Origin of the sequence: Photobacterium kasasachensis (genome assembly GCF_050336885.1) — a bacterium.
GTDB classification, from domain to species: Bacteria; Pseudomonadota; Gammaproteobacteria; order Enterobacterales; family Vibrionaceae; genus Photobacterium; species Photobacterium kasasachensis.
Window position 1 is genome coordinate 1 of the sequence record NZ_JAKJSH010000032.1, and the last position, 17727, is coordinate 17727.

The 17727-nt window shown below is 51.3% G+C and carries 14 protein-coding genes and 9 tRNA genes; 21 read left to right on the plus strand and 2 right to left on the minus strand.

The window, feature by feature from the left end; genetic code table 11:
* Nucleotides 1-24 precede the first annotated feature (24 nt).
* The 9 genes from L4D19_RS28055 to L4D19_RS28095 all read left to right on the plus strand — a co-directional run bounded on the left by L4D19_RS28055 (nt 25) and on the right by L4D19_RS28095 (nt 1042).
* A tRNA-Met gene (locus L4D19_RS28055) sits at nt 25-101 on the plus strand.
* Nucleotides 102-119: 18 nt separating this feature from the next.
* A tRNA-Gly gene (locus L4D19_RS28060) sits at nt 120-195 on the plus strand.
* Between the two features lie 42 nt (nt 196-237).
* A tRNA-Gly gene (locus L4D19_RS28065) sits at nt 238-313 on the plus strand.
* 42 nt (nt 314-355) lie between these two features.
* Nucleotides 356-431 (plus strand) — tRNA-Gly (locus tag L4D19_RS28070).
* Between the two features lie 42 nt (nt 432-473).
* A tRNA-Gly gene (locus tag L4D19_RS28075) sits at nt 474-549 on the plus strand.
* Between the two features lie 43 nt (nt 550-592).
* A tRNA-Met gene (locus L4D19_RS28080) sits at nt 593-669 on the plus strand.
* 18 nt (nt 670-687) lie between these two features.
* Nucleotides 688-763: transfer RNA gene (locus tag L4D19_RS28085), tRNA-Gly, on the plus strand.
* Between the two features lie 108 nt (nt 764-871).
* Nucleotides 872-948: transfer RNA gene (locus L4D19_RS28090), tRNA-Met, on the plus strand.
* A gap of 18 nt (nt 949-966) precedes the next feature.
* Nucleotides 967-1042, plus strand: a tRNA-Gly gene (locus L4D19_RS28095).
* Nucleotides 1043-1851: 809 nt separating this feature from the next.
* On the opposite strand, the gene queG is transcribed toward L4D19_RS28095, so the two are convergent.
* Nucleotides 1852-2985, minus strand: a complete 1134-nt coding sequence (queG, locus tag L4D19_RS28100; RefSeq protein ID WP_428455147.1) for a tRNA epoxyqueuosine(34) reductase QueG — start codon at nt 2983-2985, stop codon at nt 1852-1854.
* A gap of 230 nt (nt 2986-3215) precedes the next feature.
* Between queG and L4D19_RS28105 the strand changes: the two genes are divergently transcribed.
* From L4D19_RS28105 to motX, 12 genes are all read left to right on the plus strand, one after another.
* On the plus strand, nt 3216-4703 hold the full coding sequence (locus tag L4D19_RS28105; RefSeq protein WP_428455122.1) for an NAD(P)H-hydrate dehydratase: 1488 nt from the start codon (nt 3216-3218) through the stop codon (nt 4701-4703).
* Nucleotides 4704-4711: 8 nt separating this feature from the next.
* Nucleotides 4712-5176, plus strand: a complete 465-nt coding sequence (gene tsaE, locus L4D19_RS28110; protein WP_428455123.1) for a tRNA (adenosine(37)-N6)-threonylcarbamoyltransferase complex ATPase subunit type 1 TsaE — start codon at nt 4712-4714, stop codon at nt 5174-5176.
* Between the two features lie 5 nt (nt 5177-5181).
* Nucleotides 5182-6897 carry an N-acetylmuramoyl-L-alanine amidase gene (locus L4D19_RS28115; RefSeq protein WP_428455148.1) on the plus strand — a complete coding sequence of 572 codons (1716 nt, stop codon included), beginning with the start codon at nt 5182-5184 and terminating at the stop codon, nt 6895-6897.
* A 19-nt stretch (nt 6898-6916) separates the two neighbouring features.
* Entirely contained in the window at nt 6917-8992 is a 2076-nt protein-coding gene (mutL, locus tag L4D19_RS28120) for a DNA mismatch repair endonuclease MutL (protein ID WP_428455124.1), read from the plus strand.
* Entirely contained in the window at nt 8989-9924 is a 936-nt protein-coding gene (gene miaA, locus L4D19_RS28125) for a tRNA (adenosine(37)-N6)-dimethylallyltransferase MiaA (protein ID WP_160657758.1), read from the plus strand. The genes mutL and miaA overlap by 4 nt, the downstream gene beginning before the upstream one ends.
* A gap of 85 nt (nt 9925-10009) precedes the next feature.
* On the plus strand, nt 10010-10279 hold the full coding sequence (gene hfq / locus L4D19_RS28130; RefSeq protein WP_075767857.1) for an RNA chaperone Hfq: 270 nt from the start codon (nt 10010-10012) through the stop codon (nt 10277-10279).
* Between the two features lie 28 nt (nt 10280-10307).
* Nucleotides 10308-11597 (plus strand): ribosome rescue GTPase HflX, encoded by a 1290-nt coding sequence (gene hflX / locus L4D19_RS28135; RefSeq protein WP_075767858.1) that lies wholly within the window; start codon nt 10308-10310, stop codon nt 11595-11597.
* A 57-nt stretch (nt 11598-11654) separates the two neighbouring features.
* Nucleotides 11655-12815, plus strand: coding sequence for an FtsH protease activity modulator HflK (gene hflK, locus L4D19_RS28140; RefSeq protein WP_428455125.1), 1161 nt, complete (start codon nt 11655-11657; stop codon nt 12813-12815).
* Between the two features lie 2 nt (nt 12816-12817).
* Nucleotides 12818-13813: a protease modulator HflC gene (gene hflC, locus L4D19_RS28145; protein WP_160657769.1), complete on the plus strand. Its 996-nt coding sequence runs from the start codon at nt 12818-12820 to the stop codon at nt 13811-13813.
* Between the two features lie 86 nt (nt 13814-13899).
* The gene (locus tag L4D19_RS28150; protein ID WP_075767861.1) at nt 13900-14094 is read left to right on the plus strand and encodes a DUF2065 domain-containing protein; all 195 of its coding nucleotides are present in this window, start codon (nt 13900-13902) and stop codon (nt 14092-14094) included.
* A gap of 122 nt (nt 14095-14216) precedes the next feature.
* On the plus strand, nt 14217-15533 hold the full coding sequence (locus L4D19_RS28155) for an adenylosuccinate synthase (RefSeq protein WP_075767862.1): 1317 nt from the start codon (nt 14217-14219) through the stop codon (nt 15531-15533).
* Nucleotides 15534-15785: 252 nt separating this feature from the next.
* On the plus strand, nt 15786-16412 hold the full coding sequence (gene motX / locus L4D19_RS28160) for a flagellar protein MotX (protein ID WP_428455126.1): 627 nt from the start codon (nt 15786-15788) through the stop codon (nt 16410-16412).
* Nucleotides 16413-16491: 79 nt separating this feature from the next.
* Here the strand turns inward: motX and hmpA are convergent, their stop codons facing one another.
* The gene (gene hmpA / locus L4D19_RS28165) at nt 16492-17676 is read right to left on the minus strand and encodes an NO-inducible flavohemoprotein (RefSeq protein ID WP_428455127.1); all 1185 of its coding nucleotides are present in this window, start codon (nt 17674-17676) and stop codon (nt 16492-16494) included.
* Nucleotides 17677-17727 lie beyond the last annotated feature (51 nt).

Consider the following 17727-nt stretch of genomic DNA (forward strand, 5'->3'; position numbering starts at 1 on the left):
ACTTTGAACGGTGAAAAATACGGACGCGGGGTGGAGCAGCTTGGTAGCTCGTCGGGCTCATAACCCGAAGGTCGTCGGTTCAAATCCGGCCCCCGCAACCAATTCTCTTATGAGAATATGCGACACTAGCTCAGCTGGTAGAGCGCAACCTTGCCAAGGTTGAGGTCACGAGTTCGAACCTCGTGTGTCGCTCCAATTTGATAAGCCTTCATCATGCTTTGAATGGTGAGATGTGATGCGACACTAGCTCAGCTGGTAGAGCGCAACCTTGCCAAGGTTGAGGTCACGAGTTCGAACCTCGTGTGTCGCTCCAATTTGATAAGCTTTCATTATGCTTTGAATGATGAGATGTGATGCGACACTAGCTCAGCTGGTAGAGCGCAACCTTGCCAAGGTTGAGGTCACGAGTTCGAACCTCGTGTGTCGCTCCAATTTGATAAGCCTTCATCATGCTTTGAATGATGAGATGTGATGCGACACTAGCTCAGCTGGTAGAGCGCAACCTTGCCAAGGTTGAGGTCACGAGTTCGAACCTCGTGTGTCGCTCCAATTAAATAAGTTCTCACGGTACTTTAAACGGTGAAAATACGGACGCGGGGTGGAGCAGCTTGGTAGCTCGTCGGGCTCATAACCCGAAGGTCGTTGGTTCAAATCCGGCCCCCGCAACCAATTCTCTTATGAGAATATGCGACACTAGCTCAGCTGGTAGAGCGCAACCTTGCCAAGGTTGAGGTCACGAGTTCGAACCTCGTGTGTCGCTCCAAATTTAAGAGAGTCATGGCTGACTCACGAGGAACCTCGTGTACCTAGCCGGCCGCGACGCTCCAAATTGATAAGTTCTCACGGTACTTTGAACGGTGAAAAATACGGACGCGGGGTGGAGCAGCTTGGTAGCTCGTCGGGCTCATAACCCGAAGGTCGTCGGTTCAAATCCGGCCCCCGCAACCAATTCTCTTATGAGAATATGCGACACTAGCTCAGCTGGTAGAGCGCAACCTTGCCAAGGTTGAGGTCACGAGTTCGAACCTCGTGTGTCGCTCCAATTTCTGCTGTCATTATCGTTATATCTGATAGTGAAACGGCAAAACTACTACTGTGAAGTATTAGTCCAAATGCAACATTCCTGGGTTACTCGACCACCGATAGCCTTGTGTGTTGCTCCAAGTTCCGTAGCTTCGGCTACAAGGAACCATAAGAAGCAATCAGCTTCGACGACATCATCAGAATTTTACCGAGACAGTCTTTAGTGACTGATTTTGTATCTTAGGTAAATACGATGCTCTGTAAGCCAATGCCGTGAGGTATTGGTGCCAAATGACGACACATGCTCTTTGATTTAGCTGATACCAGTAGTTGGCTTATACGCTGCTGATGAGGACTTGTGAATCGTATCTGCTCTCTTTATCCAGAATCAATAATTGCCTGAATGCTGATATATTCTGGGCTGCTGTCTTGATCTTTGGAACAAATCATTAGTTAGTGCACAGACTTATCCACATGAGTCAAACTGTGGGTAAGTCAGTTGATTACGTGTGCCGACTCCGTGTGAATAACTCCTTTCTCCCAATAAATCTACCTCGAAAAAATGTTATCCCAGAAAAATTATCAACAAGATAAAGTGTTGATATTGCTGAGTTTTAATATCTTTATTCAATATTTATATACAGCATGATCAATATGTTTTGTCTTGGGATAACTGTTTTGATTCCCTGCATTCAGGCCTGTGTTTAATATTTTACGATTAGGGATAAAATCGTGGGGATGAAATTGTTTTCCACATTCATGCAGAAGCCTGATTTCGCTCCCAGTTTGTGTATCCAATAGTGTGCAGGCGCTTAAAGACCCCCAGGGCTATGCATCTCGCGGCAGGCCTTTTTCGACAATCCGGATCAGCCTCTTGGTTTTGCCCGGTAATATCTCAACGGCATGTTCCTGGCGCCTCTCCGTTTGTTTTTCCATCGCCCAGTGAATATGAATATCAAGCAATTTGTTTTCCCCAAGGCGCTGTTCCAAAGCCTCAAAGATATCTGCGCTATAGGGTGCGTTACCCATAGCAATCGTTAAGTTACGCAACCATTGAATATGACCGATACGCCGGATTGCCGAACCTTCCGTATTTTTTAAAAACTGTTTTTCTGTCCATTGGTACAGCACATGCAGTGGCTGCTGATACAGGCTATCACGACAATGATAGTCAACTTCTTCGGTAAGATCCGAAAAACGGTTAAACGGGCAGACCAGCTGACAATCGTCACAGCCGTAAATCCGGTTGCCAATGGGCTCTCGCAGCTCTTCAGGAATAATGCCGTCAAACTCAATGGTGAGGTAGGAGATGCAGCGCCTGGCATCAACGACGCCTTCCTCAACGATGGCTCCGGTGGGGCAGCTGGTCATACAGGCAACACACTTGCCGCATTGGTTGTCGATGGGAGTATCGACTGGGAGAGGGAGATCAATGAACAGTTCGCCAAGAAAAAACCAAGAGCCGGCTTCCGGACTAAGGATTAGCGAGTGTTTCCCTGTCCAGCCCAGGCCGGCTTTTTCTGCCAAAGGGCGTTCAAGAATAGGGGCCGAGTCGACAAAAGGACGGTAGCCGAACTCGCCAACTTCTTGTTCGATCAATTGGCCAAGACGCTTGAGACGATTACGAATCAGCTTGTGGTAATCCCGTCCCAGCGAATAGCGGCTGATGTAGGCCGTATCGGGCTGTTTGAGGCTCTGGGCAAACCCAGCCTCAGGAGGTAAGTAGTTCATCCGTACACTGATAACCCGAACCGTACCGGGATGCAGTTCGGCGGGACGGGCTCGCATCATACCGTGGCGGGCCATCCAGTCCATGTCACCGTGGTAGCCGGCATCAATCCAGCGCTGAAGCTGAGCCTCGTGCTGGTGAAGATCTATATCGCTGATCCCCACTTGCTGGAAGCCGAGTTCCTTGCCCCATTGTTTGATTTTCTGGGTCAGTTCGCTGTAGTCGATGTTCATGCTCTGATTCACAGTGTGGCTGAATTCTTGGGGGCCGAAGTGTAACACAATCATCATTGCTTTTACTGATAATAGAAAACTCAGCAAGAATGGGAGCAGAAATACTTTTTTGACATTGTACCGGGCGGTAGTTTTGGGCACTATTTATTCATTATGTGGTTTGGTTGCCCTGCCTGCGCTGATCTTGGCAACCGTGAAGAACGTTAGCGGCTCAGAGGTAAGGCAATACCATGGTGACTTCGCAACTACCGACACACTTATACCGCGCTGAACAGGTTCGCCACGGCGAGCAGTTGGCGGCCAGAGCAATGCAGCTTGAGATGTACCAGTTAATGGAAAGAGCCGGGCAGGCGGTATTTTCACATTTTCGCCAACAGTACCCGGAGGCTGCTTCACTGCTGGTATGCTGTGGTGGTGGTAATAACGGCGGGGACGGCTATGTTGTGGCCCGGCTGGCCCGGGAATCGGGGCTGGCGGTAACGCTGTGGCAGTTGGGACAGCCCGAACGTTTGTCGGGGGATGCTGCCCGAGCCCGGGATGCCTGGCTTGCCTGCGGTGGGAAAATTACGCTGCCGCAGTCTAAGGTTCCGGACTCTGCCGAGGTGATCGTTGATGCCTTGTTGGGAACCGGCCTGAAAGGCAGCGTCCGGGAAGACAGTGCCGGGCTGATTAGCCTAATTAATCAGGCTGGACGGCCGGTTGTCGCAGTCGACGTGCCATCTGGGCTGTGCGCTGATACGGGCAATATCCTTGGCACGGTTATTCAGGCACTATCGACAGTGACCTTTATCGGTTTGAAGCAAGGACTGTGTACCGGCCAGGCGGCTCAGTACTGCGGAGAGGTTCTTTTTGCCGGCTTGGGTGTCGACGATGCTTTTCGCCAGCAGGTGCAGCCGTCGGCTTACCGGATCTGTCAGGATGCGGTGAAGCAGTGTTTGCCCCGCCGCGGTCGTACAGCACACAAGGGGGATCATGGTCGGGTATTATGTGCCGGTGGTGATGTAGGGATGGCCGGTGCCATTCGGCTGGCTGCCGAAGCTTGTGCAAGAAGCGGGGCCGGGCTGACCGCGGTGATCACCCAGCCTGACAATGTGCTGTCAATTGTTACCGCCAGACCTGAGATAATGGTGCAGGGGTGGCAAGACAAAGCCCATGAAATCAGCCAGAGGCTGGAGTGGGCTGATGTTATTGTGATAGGGCCTGGCCTGGGGCAGAGTGACTGGAGCAAGGCACTGTTGTTCCACTTTGACGCCACCGAGAAAACAATGGTCGTTGATGCCGATGGATTGAACTTATTGGCCCTCTCACCAGACTATAAAAATAATCGTATAATGACGCCGCACCCGGGAGAAGCGGCCCGGTTGCTAAATACCACGGTCGCCGCAGTAGAGGCTGACCGGTTTGCTGCCGCGCAGTCGCTGCAGCAAAAGTTTGGCGGTGTCGTTGTTCTGAAAGGAGCCGGTACTCTGATCAATGACGGTCGGCAGTGCTGGGTATGTACTGCCGGTAACCCTGGAATGGCGACAGGTGGCATGGGTGATGTGCTTTCTGGCATTATCGGGGCGTTGGCAGGGCAGGGGCTTTCATTATCGGAAGCCGCCCGGACTGGCGTCTGGATCCACAGTACCGCCGCTGATCTTTGTGCCCGGGAGGGGGAACGTGGTGTATTGGCCAGTGATCTGTTTCCTTATATTCGACAATTAGTAAACCCAAGATAAAGATAACAATGCAAACATTTGAAACACTGCTTGCCGATGAACAGGCAACCGTAGATTTAGGCCTTAAATTGGCACAGGCATGTAAGCGCCAGACAACCATTTATTTGTATGGCGACTTGGGTGCAGGCAAGACCACATTTAGCCGGGGCTTTATTCGAGCCCTTGGCCATCAGGGCAATGTGAAGAGCCCGACCTATACCTTGGTGGAACCGTATGAACTGCCACCCTGGCAGGTGTACCATTTCGACTTGTACCGCCTGGCGGATCCTGAAGAGCTGGAGTTTATGGGGATCCGTGATTATTTCAGCAATGACGCTATCTGTTTGGTGGAGTGGCCAGATAAGGGCGAGGGCTTGTTGCCTGAGCCGGATCTGGAAATCGAAATGCGCTATGCCGGTGAGCAGCGAAATGTGGCTGTTACCGCAAGAAATGAATATGGTCTAGAGTTGATCAAGCGTTTGGAGTTGTGTTGATCAGGATGTCTTTACGGGCTTTTTTGTACTTATTATTTTTTGGGGTAGGGATGTTCGGCTCGGTGGCGATGGCCAACGAGCTGAAGAGCATTCGCGTCTGGCCCGCGCCAGATGAAACCCGCGTGGTGCTGGATCTGCAAGATGAGGTGACGTTTTCCTACTTCACCCTGACCAAGCCAGAGCGCTTGGTTGTCGACCTTAAAAAAACCACCTTAAAAACCAAGTTGCCGGTGACGGTCAAAAACAGTGCGGTGTTGACGAAAATTCGCAATAGCAGCGCACCGGAGAAAGGCACCTACCGTTTGGTGTTTGAAACCAAGACTGGCGTTAACCCAACTATTTTCAAGTTGGCGCCAACGCCGGATGGCCATTATAGCCACCGTCTGGTGCTGGACCTGCCGCACAAGAAAAAGGCGGTGAAGGCCAAACCTGCGGCACCGAAAAAAACGGTGACGGAAAACCAGAAAGCTCTGCTGCCCTATGGCAATGATGACATTATCGTCGCAATTGATGCCGGTCACGGCGGGGAAGACCCAGGCTCTATCGGTCCGACACGTAAGTACGAGAAAAATGTCACCTTGGACATTTCGAAAAAAGTGGCGGCCAAAATCAATGCCACCCCGGGCATGAAAGCGGTATTGACCCGTCAGGCTGATTATTTTGTTAACCTCAACAAGCGCTCGGACATTGCCCGTCGCAATAAGGCTCACCTGCTGGTATCAATCCATGCTGATGGATTCCACAAACCACAGCCTCGCGGGGCGTCGGTATGGGTACTCAATACTCGTCGTGCTAACAGTGAAATTGGTCGTTGGCTCGAACAGCATGAGAAGCAGTCCGAATTGCTTGGCGGCGGTGACGTGTTGTCCGGGGGAAATGATGATCAGTACTTGAGCATGGCCGTCTTGGACTTGCAGTTCAGCCACTCCCAGAAAGAGGGATATGATGTGGCGACTCGGGTACTGAAAGAGCTGAGCCGGGTGACTACCCTGCATAAAAGCAAGCCGGAGCACGCCAGTCTGGCGGTGTTGAAATCGCCGGATATTCCGTCGTTGCTGGTCGAAACCGGATTCATTACCAATCCGAAGGAAGAGCGGTTGCTCAATTCACGCTCGCATCAGACTAAGCTGGCGAATGCCGTCTACAAAGGGGTGCTGGCTTACTTTAATGCCAAACCGCCGGAAGGTACTTTGTTTGCGGCGAGAAAAGGCGGGGTGAAGCACAAGGTTACCTCTGGCCAGTCCCTCAGTGTGATTGCCAGCAAGTACGGCACGTCGGTAGCGTCACTGAAGAAGGTCAATAAGCTCAGCAGTAATACCCTGAAAGTCGGCCAGATACTGGTGATCCCGGGAAGCACCGTTGCTGCGGCGAGCAGAACGGCGTCATCGGCCTCGACGAAGCCTGCACAACGGACGGTTAGAGTGACGACCCATACGGTGAAGCGTGGCGAGTTTCTTGGCAAAATTGCGACCAATTATGGTGTAACGGTCGCCAGTATCCGCAGCCTGAATAAGTTACGCTCCGATGAGCTGGCGATTGGCCAGAAGCTAAAAATTGACACCAGTAATCGCAAGGCGATGAAGCATACGGTGAAGCGCGGCGAGTTTCTGGGCAAGATTGCTTCCCGTTATGGGATCAGTGTAAATAGTCTCCGCCAGGCAAATAAGCTAAGCTCAGATACATTAGCGGTAGGCCAACAGCTAACCATCCCGAGTAGTTAACCATACCTAGAAGTGAATTATGCCTATTCAGATCTTGCCCGCCCGGCTGGCAAACCAGATTGCTGCAGGCGAAGTTGTCGAACGTCCTGCCTCGGTGGTAAAAGAGCTGGTAGAAAACAGTTTGGATGCCGGTGCCACCCGTATTGATATCGATATAGACAAGGGCGGCAGCCGGACTATCCGTATCCGCGATAACGGCAAGGGGATCCCGAAAGAGGAACTCAGCCTGGCTTTAAGCCGCCACGCTACGTCGAAAATTACCTCATTAGACGATCTTGAAGCCATTGTAAGCCTGGGCTTTCGTGGTGAGGCGCTGGCCAGTATCAGCTCGGTTTCCCGTCTGACCCTGACCTCCAAGACGGCGGATCAGGAAGAGGCATGGTCTGCCTATGCTGAAGGGCGGGACATGGAGGTACAGCTCAAACCGGCTGCCCACCCGGTGGGGACCTCGCTGGAAGTGCTGGATCTGTTCTTCAATACCCCAGCCCGACGCAAGTTCCTGCGGACCGAGAAAACCGAATTTGGCCATATTGACGAACTGCTCAAGCGCATCGCACTCAGCCGGCTGGATGTCACGATCAATCTGCGCCATAACGGCAAAATGATCCGCCAATATCGAGCCTCCCAAACCCAGGTACAAAAAGAGCGCCGTCTAGCAGCGGTGTGCGGCTCTAATTTTCTTAACCATGCACTGGCTGTCGAGCTGGAACATGGTGACCTGAAACTGTCGGGCTGGATTTGCAGCCCGCAGGGAGCCAGAGCCCAGAACGATATTCAGTACTGCTACGTCAATGGCCGGATGATGAAGGACAAGCTCATCAATCACGCTATCCGCCAGGCGTACGAAACCAGCCTGGCGGCTGATCAGTATGCGGCCTATGTGCTGTTTATCGAGGTTGATCCGCACCAGGTGGATGTCAACGTCCACCCGGCGAAGCATGAAGTGCGTTTCCATCAGGCGAGGCTGGTTCATGACTTTATCTGCCAGGGGCTGCAGAGCGCCCTGCAACAAGGTCTGGAACATAGCCTAGAAGAGAGCAGCGAAGCACTGTATCAGCCGCCTCGGCGGGGCAGTGCCGAAGCCAGCCAGGCTGTCACACCGCCAGATGATGGGATTGCCGAACCGTCGGCAGTCATGTCAGCGGTGGCGCGTACGCCTGATTACCCCAATAAGGCCCATGCAAGTGAGTGGTTGCCAACCTCAAATCATCATGAGCATGGTGGCAGCTACCGTGAGGCGGGTGCCTCCAGGGCATCGGGGACAACAGGTGCCTCGGGGATGCCGAGAGGCCAGGGGCAGCAGCGCCAGTTTGGCCACGATGCACCGTCTAAACGCGAGGTTAGTGCTTACCAACAATTGATGCAAACACCGAAACAGGCGGATTTTGAGCCTCTTTCTCCGGTGTCTACATCGGTACCGACAGCTTCTTCTTCGCGGGAACCTGCCGCCCCCCGCCCTGAACCAACGACCCGTGCTCCGATAACGCCATCGCCAGTTCGCCAAACGGCCATTGATGCACAAAATGGGATTGGTCTGGGCAAGGCTCTGTGTTTGACGCAGCAGCGCTACTTGCTGCTGAGTCGAGATAACGGGGTATTTGTTCTCTCGTTGGACAAGGCACAGCGTCTGCGCTGCAAAGGCCAACTGCAGTTGGCCCAAACAGAAGGGTTGAAACCGCAGCCATTGTTGATCCCACATTCCGTACCGGTTGAGCCAGGCATGATAGAATGTGCAGAACAGCATGCTAAGTTGCTCAAGCAACTGGGCATTCATCTTAAAGCCAAGGGCAAAAACGGGCTGATCATCATGTCAGTTTGTATGCCGCTTAGGCAGCAAAACCTGCAGCAGCTGATCCCGGCCCTGTTGGGGTATCTGGCTTCGGTAGCCGATGACCCTGAAGCGCAGGGTTGGGATAAGTTGCTGGACTGGTTAGCATCGCAGCTCGTGATTCCGACCGAAGGCTTCAGCTTGTCGCAGGCTATACAGCTGGTGACGGATCTGGAACAGCTATGGGGAGATTCACTTGAACACTATTATCCAAACTTGCTGCGTCCGGTTGACGTCGGCGCGGCAATAGAAGCATTTGATTTATGAGCAAGCCACTACCTCAGGCCATTTTTTTAATGGGCCCGACCGCATCGGGAAAAACAGATTTGGCCATTCGATTGCGCCAGCAGTTGCCGGTGGAGTTGATAAGTGTTGATTCAGCCCTTATCTATAAAGAAATGGATATCGGCACAGCCAAGCCAGATGCGCGGGAACTTTCTCTTGCGCCTCACCGTCTTATCGATATTCGTGATCCAGCGCAAAGTTATTCAGCTGCAGACTTTCGCGCTGATGCACTGAAAGAAATGGCTGATATAGTTGCAGCAGGGAGAATTCCTCTGTTGGTTGGTGGTACTATGTTGTACTACAAGGCATTATTGGAAGGCTTGTCGCCTTTGCCGGCGGCGGATCCGGAGATCCGGGCTGAGATTGAGCGAGAGGCCGAAGAGAAAGGCTGGCAGGCATTGCACGAGGAGCTAGTGCGGATTGATCCGGTGTCGGGAGCCAGGATCCACCCTAATGATCCGCAGCGGCTCTCTCGGGCATTGGAAGTTTTCCGTATTTCGGGTAAAACTTTAACAGAGCTGACGAAAACCCAAGGTGAATCTTTACCATACAAGGTTCACCAATTTGCAATAACACCCAAGGATAGGGCTGTCCTACATCAGAGGATTGAGCAACGTTTTGACAAAATGATCGAAGCAGGTTTTGAACAGGAAGTTCGTGCTTTGTATGAGCGAGGTGATCTGCATCCAGATCTTCCATCGATACGTTGCGTGGGTTACCGACAGATGTGGGAATACTTGGACGGGAAGTGTGATTTGGACGAAGCGGTTTTCCGTGGAATCTGCGCCACCCGTCAATTGGCGAAGCGTCAAATTACCTGGCTTCGCAGCTGGAAAGATTTGACGTGGTTGGATAGCAGTGATGTGGATAAAGCGTTACAAACAGTCACAAACTCAGTTAGATGTGATGTTTGATTAACGTGTATACTCTCACTGTTTTGCGTATTTTTAATTTTGTTCGTTGCTAAATACAACTACAAACAAATAAGGAAAAGAAATAATGGCTAAGGGGCAATCTTTGCAAGACCCGTTTTTGAATGCGCTGCGTCGTGAAAGAATACCGGTCTCTATCTACCTGGTGAACGGCATCAAACTTCAGGGCCAGATTGAATCATTCGATCAGTTCGTGATCCTTCTTAAAAACACTGTTAACCAGATGGTGTATAAGCATGCGATCTCTACAGTGGTTCCGGCTCGTCCAGTGAATCACCATCATGCAGGTGACCGTCCGGCTCCTGCTGAGCGTTCTCAAGAAAAAACTGAAGAATAAGAGTATTCTTCGATAAGGAGTTGATTGCTTGTTTGACCGTTATGAAGCCGGTGAGCAGGCTATTCTTGTTCATATCAACTTCACGCAAGAAGGGGAATGGGAAGACTTAAGCGAATGCGAAATGCTGGTCTCCTCTGCGGGAGTTAATACGCTACGTGTAGTCACAGGTAGTCGTAAAACTCCCCACCCTAAGTATTACGTGGGAGAAGGTAAAGCACAGGAAATTGCCGAAGCGGTTCGGGCTGAAGAAGCCGAGATCGTGATATTCAACCACTCCCTCTCTCCAGCGCAAGAGCGTAATCTGGAGCAGATTTGTAAATGCAGAGTATTAGACCGTACTGGCCTGATCCTGGATATTTTTGCCCAGCGTGCACGTACCCATGAGGGTAAATTGCAGGTTGAGCTTGCTCAGTTACGTCATATCTCCACTCGATTGATCCGCGGTTGGACCCACCTTGAACGACAGAAAGGTGGTATCGGTTTGCGTGGTCCGGGTGAAACCCAGCTGGAAACGGATCGCCGTTTACTACGAGACCGTATCAAAACTATTTTACGTAGATTGGAAAAGGTATCGAAACAACGCGATCAGGGGCGCAGAGCCAGAAATCGGGCTGAAATACCGACCATCTCGCTGGTGGGTTATACCAACGCGGGAAAATCGACGTTGTTTAACCGAGTTACAGATGCCGGGGTTTATGCGGCCGACCAGCTGTTTGCGACCTTGGATCCAACCTTGCGAAAGATTGACGTTGCCGATGTCGGCACATCGATTCTGGCCGATACAGTTGGGTTTATTCGCCACTTGCCCCATGACCTGGTGGCTGCGTTTAAGGCAACATTGAAAGAAACTCAGGATGCAAGTTTGCTGTTGCATGTGGTGGATGCCAGTGACGAGCGTTTTCGCGAAAACATTGATGCGGTGAACAATGTGCTCGATGAAATCGATGCCGGCGAAGTCCCTGTCCTGATTGTCATGAATAAGATCGACAATCTGGAAGGTGCCGAACCGCGTATTGAGCGAGACGAAGACGGGAGTCCCCGTCGGGTTTGGGTTTCGGCGATTGAAGGACAGGGCATTGACCTGTTGTTCGAGGCGCTGACTGAACGTTTGTCTGGCACTATGGTGAAACATACGCTGTGTCTGCCGCCATATCTGATTGGCCGCTACCGCAGTAAGTTTTACCAGCTTGGGTGTATTTTGCACGAAGAATATGAGTCTGATGGCAGCCTGACGATTGATATTCGATTACCGTTGGCTGAGTGGTCTCGGTTACAAAAAAGAGAAAGTACTTCGTTAGATGACTTTATCGTTGCTTAATGGACTGCTAGAGTAATAAGAAAAACTGTCGTCATATCATATTGATGGAGTTCTATAATGGCGTGGAATGAGCCTGGTAACAACGGCGGCCGTGATAAAGACCCTTGGGGGAATAATAATCGCGGCGGGCGTGATCAAGGTCCACCGGATCTCGATGAAGTTTTTTCAAAACTAAGTCGTAAGTTCGGTGGCATTTTGGGGAATAAGAAAGGGCCTTCGGCTGGTGGCAGTGCTGCCGGTCTAGGGGCGATTGCAGTACTTGCGACTGCAGTATGGGGATTCTCGGGTTTCTATACCATTGGTGAAGCGGAACGAGGCGTAGTACTGCGCTTTGGTAAGTTTTACGAGATGGTTGATCCGGGTCTGAACTGGAAGCCGACGTTTATTGACGAAGTGACACCGGTCAACGTTCAGGCTATCCGCTCTCTGCGTAGCTCCGGCCTTATGCTGACCAAAGACGAAAACGTACTGAAAGTTGAAATGGATGTTCAGTACCGTGTTTCAGATGCCAACAAGTATCTGTTTAGCGTGACCAACGCCGATGACAGTCTGCGTCAGGCTACCGATTCAGCACTGCGTGCGGTAATTGGTGACTCGGCGATGGATGAGGCATTGACGACGGGCCGTCAGACTATTCGTGCCAACACCCAGGAAGCGATCGACAAGATTATCCAAACCTATGATATGGGTATCTTCGTTGTCGATGTGAACTTCCAGTCAGCGCGTCCACCGGAAGCGGTAAAAGATGCGTTTGATGATGCTATCGCTGCACGAGAAGATGAAGAGCGTTTCGTTCGTGAAGCCGAGGCTTACAGCAATGATATCTTGCCGAAAGCAACCGGTCGTGCGGAGCGTCTGAAGAAGGAAGCTGAAGGTTATTCTGAGAAGGCCATCAATGGTGCGCTCGGTGAAGTAGCACAGTTTGAGAAGCTACTTCCAGAGTACCAGGCTGCCCAGGAAGTTACCCGTAACCGTCTGTATCTGGAAACGATGGAACGCGTATACGGCAACACCAGCAAGGTCATGGTTGATTCCAACTCCAGTGGCAACTTGTTGTACCTGCCGCTAGACAAACTAATCAACCCGTCTGCGCAGGGCAGCAAGCCTAAGAGCAGCACATCAAGCGGCTCCTACGGTATTGAGCTTGAGAAAGTTGAAACAACAGCTCCTGTATCCACGACTCCGCGTGGCGATACTGGCCGTCAAGGGAGATATTAATTATGCGTAAGTTAATGATCCCAGTGATTGTCATCTTTATTGCTGCGCTGCTGATGTCGATGTTCATCGTACAGGAAGGCGAGCGCGGTATTGTGGTTCGGTTTGGCCGGATCCTGAAAGACAACAATACTGAAATTGCACGTATTTATGAACCGGGTCTGCACTTCAAGGTGCCGGTATTCGATCGTGTCCGTATGCTTGATGCCCGTATCCAGACTATGGATGACCAGGCCGACCGTTTCGTCACGTCAGAGAAAAAAGACGTGATCATCGATACCTATGTTAAATGGCGTATCGAAGATTTCGGTCAGTACTACCTGACAACCGGTGGCGGTGATGCTTCAACGGCAGAAGCGCTACTGAAACGTAAAGTGGTTGATAGCCTGCGTTCTGAAATTGGTTCGCGCGAGATCAAGCAAATCGTTTCCGGTCCGGATCGCGGCAAGCTGAGCGATGAGAATGCACCGACAGCCGAAGATGATGCGCCAGCAACGGACATCGTCGCGGAAGTGGCTCCTCGCAAAGAGGTGGAAGGCCAGCGTGATCAAATCATGGCTAATGTACTGGCTGACATCAAGATAAGCGCAATGAAAGACTTGGGTGTTGAAGTGGTTGACTTCCGTATGAAGAAAATCAACCTGCCTGATGAAATCAGTGAGTCTATCTACCGTCGTATGCGAGCCGAGCGTGAGTCTGTCGCGCGTAAGCACCGCTCTCAAGGTCGTGAGAAAGCAGAAGTTATCCGCGCCCAGTCTGAGCTGGAAGTGGCGAAAATCCTGGCTGATGCTGACCGTCAGGCACGTGTAGTGCGCGGTACGGCTGATGCGAAAACGGCTGAGATTTACTCTTCAGCGTTTAACAAGGATCCGGAGTTCTATAACTTCCTGCGTTCTTTGAAAGCGTATGAGAACAGCTTCAACTCGAAGAACGATATCTTGGTGGTTGATCCAAGTACTGACTTCTTCAAGTACATGAAAGAGTCAAGCGGCACTAACTAAGCCGAAACTGATAAGCAGAAAGACAAGGCCTCGGCCTTGTCTTTTTTTTTGCCGTTGGAACAGAATGCAATATTAAGGTCGTGATCATGAGTAAAGCAATTTGGTTGGCTTTGGGGTTAGTGTTGGTTTTTGAAGGGCTTGGGCCGTTATTGGCACCAAGAGGGTGGCGAGAGATGGTAAGTCAGCTGAGCCAGCAAAATGACAATACCCTGCGTCGGATCGGCGGCTGCCTGGTCGTCGCCGGCAGTGTGATTGCCTACATGATGTACACTAGTATGTAAATCGCCCTAGCATGCAACCGTGACAGTGTTCTTGCAGAAATAGCCGCTACGGTTAAAAAATGACTGCAAGGCGCTCTTTAAGGTGCTAGAATCCCTTTTTAACTACTGATAGACGAAGAAAGATGGCAAATAATGTAGTCGTTCTTGGCACCCAATGGGGTGACGAAGGTAAGGGTAAGATCGTTGATCTTTTGACCGAAGATGCAAAGTATGTAGTCCGCTACCAAGGTGGCCACAATGCAGGTCACACTCTTGTCATTGACGGTGAAAAAACTGTCCTTCACCTGATCCCATCAGGTATCCTGCGTGACAACGTTAAATGCATCATCGGTAACGGTGTTGTACTTTCTCCAGATGCACTGATGAAAGAAATGGGCCCGCTAGAAGAGCGTGGTATTCCTGTTCGTGAACGTCTGTTCCTGTCAGAAGCTTGTCCGCTAATCCTTCCTTACCACATCGCACTTGACCAGGCTCGTGAAATCGCTCGCGGTAAAAAAGCGATTGGTACGACGGGTCGTGGTATCGGTCCAGCTTACGAAGATAAAGTTGCTCGTCGCGGCCTACGTGTTGGCGATTTGTTCGATAAAGAAGCTTTTGCTGAGAAGCTTAAAGAAGTTATGGCTTACCACAACTTCCAGCTTGAGCATTACTACAATGCCGAGCCAGTAAGCTACGAAGAAGTACTTGAAACTATCATGGGTCAGGCTGACGTACTGACTGCGATGGTTATCGATGTGACTAAAGAGCTTGACGATGCGCGTCTGCGTGGCGACAAAATCATGTTCGAAGGTGCTCAAGGTACGCTGCTGGACATCGACCACGGTACTTACCCGTATGTAACCTCTTCTAACACAACTGCTGGTGGTGTTGCTGCAGGTTCTGGTTTTGGTCCGCGTCACCTGGGTTATATCCTGGGTATTGCGAAAGCATATTGTACACGTGTTGGTGCAGGTCCATTCCCGACTGAGCTATACGACGGTCAGGATAAGCAAGACCCAGTTGGTAAGCACCTAGGTGAAGTCGGTAACGAGTTTGGCGCAACGACAGGTCGTCTACGTCGTACTGGTTGGTTTGATGCGGTGGCTATGCGTCGTGCTATTCAGATCAACTCAATCTCAGGTTTCTGCCTAACCAAGCTAGACGTATTGGATGGCCTGAAAGAAATCAAGATCTGTACTGGTTACAAGACTAAAGATGGCGAGCTTCTGGAAGTATCTCCAATGGCGGCTGACGCTTACGAAGATCTAGAGCTAATCTACGAAACTATGCCTGGTTGGTCTGAAAACACATTTGGTGCTAAGTCACTGGATGCGCTTCCACAGGCGGCTCTTGATTACATCGCGCGTATCGAAGAGCTAACGGGTGTGCCAATCGACATTATCTCGACTGGTCCTGACCGTAACGAGACTATCATCAAGGTTCACCCATACGGTGAATAATCATCGCTTCTGATGAACAGATGGATAAAAGCCAACCCTGAGGGGTTGGTTTTTTTATACCTGCGGGTTGGGGGAACGGCGATACTCGCCGACTATGGATCTTGCTCCCAATATTCGCCGCTGCCGGTTGCGTCAATTTTCCTACTGTGTAAAGAATTCAAGCGGCAAAAAATTGCCGTTTTTCTGATAAAGAGGTTAAAGTCTGACTGACTCTTGCCGATAAGGTATCTACGGTTCAACAGAGACTAGTAAATGAAACTGCAAGCCCTGCTTCTTTCCACATTGCTGACAGCGACACCCGCCTATGCATTAGAAGATGTAGGTGAGGCAGTGCCTGTGTATACCGAGTCAGATCTGATCCGTATGTTTGACGCCAACAGCCACCTTCAACAGGTAAAAGCCGATGATTGTCAGTTGCTTCAGGATATTGAAGCCCGTGCGGTCCGGGTTGAGTCTCCGGCTTACCAGTTCTTATATGGTGACATGCTGGCATGGGGGGTTTGCGTTGATCGTGATGTCGAGACGGGTGTTTATTACATGCAGTCTGCGGCCCACCAGGGATCACCGGCAGCGCTGGAGCAGTTGGGTCGCTACTACGCGACGGGAACGCTGGTTCAGCAAGATCGGGAGCGAGCGATTCCCTACTTACGTGAAGCGGCATCCATGGGCAATGTCGATGCCCGTATCCAGTTGGCCGAACTGCTGCTCAGCAATTACGGCAGTCCGCTGGATTTCGAGGATGCCTATCGCTGGCTGTATAACACGGTGACGGCTAGTCGCAAGACCCACAGCAAAATCACCAGTTTACGCCGCAGCCTGGAAAACCGCATGCCGGGCAATGTGATTGCCCGGGCGAAGCGTCGCGATACCTTCTGGTAGAGCAGCGTTAGTATGATGAACATATGAAAGAGAGGCCCTTGGGCCTCTCTTTTCGTATCCGCGCTTGTTCTGGCTTACCTTACAGCACTTTATGAGGGCCGAAGCATTCGTAGTGAATACGATCTTCGCTGATCCCCATGTTGATCAACTGCTTGCCGATATGCTGCATAAAGCCGACCGGTCCGCAGAAATAGTAATGCATCCCCGGTGTCGTCAGGCTGTCTTTAAGGCGACTCAGATCCATCAGACCCTGGTGCTGGTAGTCTTCTGTTGGACGGTCAGACGTAAGTGGTTCGCGATACCAGGTGGTGGCAGTAATATGCTCGTGCTGATCGGCGATGGTACGCACCTGCTCTTTGAAGGCATGCTGAGCACCGTTTTCGGCCGCGTGCAGCCAGTGCACCTCGGCCTGATGGCCGGTGAGGGTTTCTAGCATTGACAGCGTCGGCGTCAGGCCGACACCGGCTGAAATCAGGACGACAGGCGTTGTCGGTTCAACTTCCAGGAAAAAGTCTCCGGCGGGGGCGGCAAGTGCAACTTTGTCGCCTTCCGAAAGGGTATCGTGCAGGTAGCCAGAGACCTTGCCGCCGTCTTCGTGCTTGACGGAGATACGGTAGCTGTCTTGGCGTGGTGCACTCGACAGGCTGTACTGGCGGATCTCCTGGTGCTCGAAGTCGTCAGGTTTGAGGTAAACCCCCAGATATTGTCCCGGTTTGAAGGGGGCAACAGGGCCGCCATCGACCGGTTTAAAGGTGAAGCTGGTGATCACATCACTTTCTTGGCGTCTCTCGACAACTTCAAACTGACGGGTACCGCGCCAGCCTCCGTTTTTGCTTTCGTTCTCCTGATAGATTTCTTCTTCTCGCTTGATGAAGATATCTGCCAGCACGCCGTAAGCTTCGCCCCAGGCATCGAGAACCTCCTGGCCCGGCGAGAATAGCTCGTCGATGGTCGCCAGCAAGTGGCCGCCGACAATCGCGTATTGCTCGGCAGTGATCATAAAGCTGGTGTGCTTGTGGGCAATTTTCTCGACGGCCGGCAACAAAGCAGCCAGATTGTCGATGTTGTTAGCGTAACCGCAGATAGCGTTGAACAGGGCTTCGCGCTGATCGCCGTTTCGCTGGTTACTCATGTTGAAAATATCTTTCAGCTCAGGGTTATGGCTGAACATTCGCTGGTAGAAATGGGCCGTGAGCGACGGACCGGTTTGGGCAAGCAACGGAGCAGTTGCTTTAACTGTATCGATGGTTTTTTGACTTATCATGACTTATTTTACTTTCTCACATTAAAGTTATATTTATAATGCATCTTATAA